2 protein-coding genes and 1 pseudogene are annotated in these 3,027 nt (G+C 64.0%); 1 reads left to right on the top strand and 2 read right to left on the bottom strand.

Annotated elements, in window-relative coordinates; translation table 11 throughout:
* Positions 1–207: pseudogene (locus VF497_RS02040) on the bottom strand (hypothetical protein); the annotation flags it as partial.
* Positions 208–434: 227 nt separating this feature from the next.
* Positions 435–2,051 carry a hypothetical protein gene (locus tag VF497_RS02035; RefSeq protein WP_330885748.1) on the bottom strand — a complete coding sequence of 539 codons (1,617 nt, stop codon included), beginning with the start codon at positions 2,049–2,051 and terminating at the stop codon, positions 435–437.
* Positions 2,052–2,295: 244 nt separating this feature from the next.
* Between VF497_RS02035 and VF497_RS02030 the strand changes: the two genes are divergently transcribed.
* On the top strand, positions 2,296–3,027 hold a 732-nt coding region (locus VF497_RS02030), incomplete at its 3' end, for a sigma-54-dependent transcriptional regulator (protein WP_330885746.1).

Raw genomic sequence — 3,027 nt, 5'->3', positions numbered from 1 at the left:
ATTGGCGAGCTCCCAGATCTCGCCGACGTCGGGATGGCCGCGGTAGAGCTCGCCGGTCCACGAACCGCGGGCGAGAACACGGCAGGGGCAGCCGTAGCGGTGATGCAGCAGATGGAACAGCGGCTCCTGCAACAGCATGTCGCCAAGACGGCCGAAACGGATGACCAGCGGAACCTGGGGCCGGGCCGGCCCGTTTTGCACAGACATGCGGGGAATTGCTCGACAGCCGAGGCGATGGGATCGACTTGGCCGCGATTATAGGTGGGCGCGGTTAAGCAAACTTGAAGACATCGTGCAGAACCTGCGCAGTTTTGCCGGGCGATTTGCCGTTCCGGGCGCGGGTCTTTGCGGCATCCTGCGCATTGCATCGACAGCGGAACCAAACAGGCACACACCACCGCGCGATTGCGCGACGGTGTGTCGGGACTGTCGGCTTATTGGCAGCCGGCGAACTTGAGCGAGGCGATGCGCGTGCTCCAGTTGAACGCGCCTGTGGTCTTGAGGTACTCGTTGGTATACCAGAACGTGCAGTCGTCGCTGGGATCGATCGTCATGGCGCTGTAGTCGCCCCAGCGCGAAAGATTGCTGCCGCTCTGCGAGCCGGTGCCCGCAACGATGCTGGTTTCCGACTGCATCGTGTTCAGGGTGTCGCCGGCGAGGCGTCCGGTATAGCGGATCGCCGGATGCATGGTGCTGCTCGAGACGCTGTAGCCAAGCGCGATGTTGCCTTGCTTGTCCATTGCCAGCGAACCCATCCAGCGATAGCTCGAATCCGGTGCGTAGGTCGATTGCTGATATACCGTCGGCGCGGCGGCGCCGGGGCTGCGGATCTCGTACCAGCGCACTCCCGACGGCGATGTCCTCTTGTTCCCCGCCGTGACCGAATGCGTGATCACCAGCGATTCGTGGTCCGTGAAGTTGCGATAGCCGACGCGGAACATCAGGCGATCGGCGAGCGAGTCGAGTTTCTGCGACGTGCCGGATTGCGGGATGCAGGTGCCGCCGCTGCACGCTGCGCTGAACGCGGCGACCGGGATGCTTACCGGTCCGGTGAGCTTGGTGTTGCCCGGCACGTTCCAGTCGATATGGAACTTCCACTCGTTGAGCTTGCCCGTGCCGAAGTTGAACAGGTAGTTCGGCGCGCCGGCGGGCGGTGCAGTCGAGCCGTCCATATCGGCCGGCAGCACGCCGCCGTAGCTGCTCGACAACTGGAAACACTGCTGCGTCGCCGGCAGTCCGTTCAACATCGAGTTGCGGTCGTAGGCACACAGCTTCGCGCCAGCGAAGGTGTTTCCATTGAACATGTTGAACGTCTCGTAGTACGCATCGGGCCATACGCCCATCTTCGGGTAGTCGGGGAAGACGCTGCCGTAGGGGAACGCGTACAACCAGTAGCCGCCGGTCGCGTCCGCGGTCTTCGACACGGCGACGCATTCGTAGTATGGCGCGGCAGTCACCGCAAACTGCGAAATCACCCAGCGGCCTGCGGCCTTGTCGTAAACCACGGTAGCGTCGCCATCATTGTCGCTCTGGCATGGGCCGCCAAAGCCCTGCCACAACGTATTGGTCGGCACCGGTCCGTAGACGGCGGATTTGCTGGTCTTGTCGAACACGGCGAAGCCGGAGTTGACGATCTGCACGTACTGGGTCGCGCCGACCGCACCGTTGGTGTCCGGCGGTGCACTGTCGACGGTGAACGTGCCCTGTGGGCCGCTGAAACCGTTGCCGACGCCGTCGACGCCCGATCCGAACGTCGGCGCGGCAGGGCCGGCCGAAGTCTGCACGACCGGATCATTCGGCTGGCCCGGTCCGTCGACCCAGGGCAGAGGATGTTGCTTGTGCTCACGCGGACTCTTGGAAAAGTCATCCGGTCGCGGCATCGCGCCGCGCAGCGAGTGCAATTCGCCGTGCTGTGCGGCGGATACTTCGGCGGAACCGTTGTCTTGTGGCTGGTCAGCCAATGCAGGTGGAGCTTGCGCGCTGCCAAGCGCGGCAACGGCGATGGACAATGCAAGCGGACGCCAAACGGTTCTCTTTGGAAAAAAAGACATGAAAGCCCTCCCGGTGAGTGGACACAGTTCAATCGCATCGCGTGAATGCCCAGGCCTTGCTCTCCCAAGGTTGAGGACGGCGTAGTCTAAGTCCGAATTGATCGTAAAAAAAAACATAAATACGCCGCCCCCGGAGGCGCATCTGTTTTGAAAGGGTTTCTTGGCCTGGCCAATGCTCTGGTACCGGGCGCAGTTTTGCCGTTATGCTTGGCGTCGCATTTTCGCAACAGGCTCAGGTCCCAGCATGGCTTCCGGCCGCATCCTCGTCGTCGACGACGAACCCGACATCCGCACGACGGTGAAGGAAATCCTCGAGGACGAGGGTTACCAGGTCGCGCTCGCGGCCAACGCCGCGGCGGCGCGCGAGGCGCGTACGCAGGGCCGGCCCGACGTGATCCTGCTCGATATCTGGATGCCCGAGACCGACGGCATCAGCCTCTTGCGCGAGTGGTCGCAAGCCGGTGCGTTGACCACGCCGGTGATCATGATGAGCGGCCACGGCACGGTCGAGACCGCAGTCGAGGCGACACGCCTGGGTGCCTACGATTTCGTCGAGAAACCTATTTCGCTGGCCAAGCTCCTGCTGACGATCGATCGCGCGCGCGAGGCGAGCCGGCTCAAGCGCGAAAACGAGGGCCTGCGCGAGCAACTCGCCCTGCCGCTGGAGCCGATCGGCGCGTCGAAGGCGATGAGCGCATTGCGCACGCAGCTCGACAAGCTGGCCCAGCACGACACCTCGATCCTGATTCAGGGCGACGCCGGCACGGGCAAGGAATCGCTCGCGCGCTGGCTGCATGCGCGCTCGCAACGCCAGGGCGGACCGTTCGTCGCGGTCGCGGCCGGCGGCATCCCGCGCGACCATCTCGCCGCGGCGCTGTTCGGCAGCGAGGATGCGAACGGCGTGCAGCCCGGACTGATCGAGCAGGCGAACGGCGGCACGCTGTTCCTTGATGAAGTGGCCGAGCTCGATGCCGAG

It is taken from the genome of Rudaea sp. (assembly GCF_036383415.1).
Taxonomy (GTDB): Bacteria; Pseudomonadota; Gammaproteobacteria; order Xanthomonadales; family Rhodanobacteraceae; genus Rudaea.
Note: the sequence above shows the minus strand (reverse complement) of the source record. Positions and strands in the feature narration are given on the sequence as shown.